The following is a 1,648-nucleotide window of genomic DNA, read 5'->3' as shown; positions in this document are numbered from 1 at the left end:
ATTCCGGCTCTGCCTCCGAATCACGCTGCGGTATCGAAAGATTACAGTGCGTACCTGATAAGAGCACCAATCAACGGACTAGGGATTTCTTGGATTGCACCGTCGAAAGAAGCCCAACCTAACCAGACTTAGCCAGATTAACGAGCTAAGAGACCATGACCCAATAACTGATCATGGAGAAAAGCAAAGACAAGATGAAGATGTCGCTTCGCTCCGTTTTGATTAGTACCACATTGGGGCATTAGGCGTTTTTTACCTAGATTTTATCGGTGAACAATAACACCTAAACTCTCAACAAGCTGAAGCGCCTGCTCTCCATCCAACTTCACTCCATCTAAATTAATTCGCCTTGCATCAAGCTCGCCAAGCGCCCCACCCGTTAAATCACAACCAGTAAAATCAGCCAAAGACCAATCAAACGATGAAAACTCCCCACAAGAAAGATCGGAGCCACGAAACACGGCGCCAGTTATCACAGTGCCATTCCAGCGATTTTCCCACAGTTCGCACTTTTCTAATATGACTCTAGAAAAATTAGCGTAACTAAGATTTGTCTTGGTTATATAAGCACTACAAAACCATGACCTTGTAGTTATCATATTCATAAAATTAGCCCCTCGAAAATCAGCTCCTTGAGCTAAACACTCACTAATTTCAAGACCTAAGGCGCTAATGTTTTTAAAATTACTCATTGATAAATCGCAGCTTTTAAAGCTAGCGTTTTTTAGTTTGGCTCTATTAAAATCACACCCTTCCAAGCTATTCCTGTCGTAAAAACTACAATCAACAAATTCAGTATCAGTTAAATCAACCCCTGAAAAATCACAATTTGAAAAGGCAATATTTTTAACTCTATTCCCCGTAAATTGATCTCGTGAAAACTTTTCATTGATAAAGTGCTTTTCCATACATGCTACACCTGGTTATTTATACAGTGCAATCATTGTACATTAATTTGAACAACCTTAAACTCTAGCTAAAATTGATTCATACAATCCCTTTTATGTTAAACGGGCGAGTTAGTTTACTAAAACCGCCCATTCATCCGCATTAAAGCCCCTCAAAACGATTTTAAGACACGATCACCCTATCAAACACCCAAATCTACCCTGAAAGTTTAGAACGGTTTCTGTGCCGTTTGGCTTCGTTTTTAACATTATTTTATTAGCCACAAAAATTACCCCTTAACCTTCAAAATAATTATCTTCCCGTTTGACTCATAAACGGTGAACGGGCAGATAAAATTTTTATCTGTCTGTGAATCGTTGGACAAGCGCAGCGCGTCAGAAAAAGACTCGTAGAGGCTTCGGGGTATCAGGGGAAAGCCCCCTGAGTACGCGACGGTAATAAACGGTAAAAATGTCCCCATTTTGTCCCCGTTTGTGTATCGTCGCCCTCGTGCCTGTAATTTTGTATTTGGAGATATTTTTAACAAACCAATTAAAAACGCATAGGTAACACACCTTAGAGCCTTGTACGTCAACGTTTTTAGACAACGAGAAAAAAGGGGAATTAATGGCAGAGAGCAAAAAAACAACAACGGTGAGCTTTAGAATTGAAGATGATCTCAAAGATAAACTTCAAATCATTGCTGAACGAGAAAATAAAACTATCACCAACAAAGCACGTGAAATCCTCGCTGAATCAC

1 protein-coding gene is annotated in these 1,648 nt (G+C 39.8%); it reads right to left on the bottom strand.

Annotated elements, in window-relative coordinates; all coding sequences use genetic code 11:
- Positions 1-263: 263 nt before the first annotated feature.
- Positions 264-908 carry a quinolone resistance pentapeptide repeat protein QnrD1 gene (locus FTV41_RS14635; protein WP_012634451.1) on the bottom strand — a complete coding sequence of 215 codons (645 nt, stop codon included), beginning with the start codon at positions 906-908 and terminating at the stop codon, positions 264-266.
- Positions 909-1,648: the final 740 nt, after the last annotated feature.

It is taken from the genome of Acinetobacter sp. YH16051, from assembly GCF_013417135.1.
GTDB classification, from domain to species: Bacteria; Pseudomonadota; Gammaproteobacteria; order Pseudomonadales; family Moraxellaceae; genus Acinetobacter; species Acinetobacter towneri.
This window is presented reverse-complemented; position numbering and strand designations above follow the sequence as displayed.

Bases quoted from the DNA above. Each gene is read 5' to 3' on its own strand.
- FTV41_RS14635 (WP_012634451.1), bottom strand. From the start codon at position 908: ATGGAAAAGCACTTTATCAATGAAAAGTTTTCACGAGATCAATTTACG.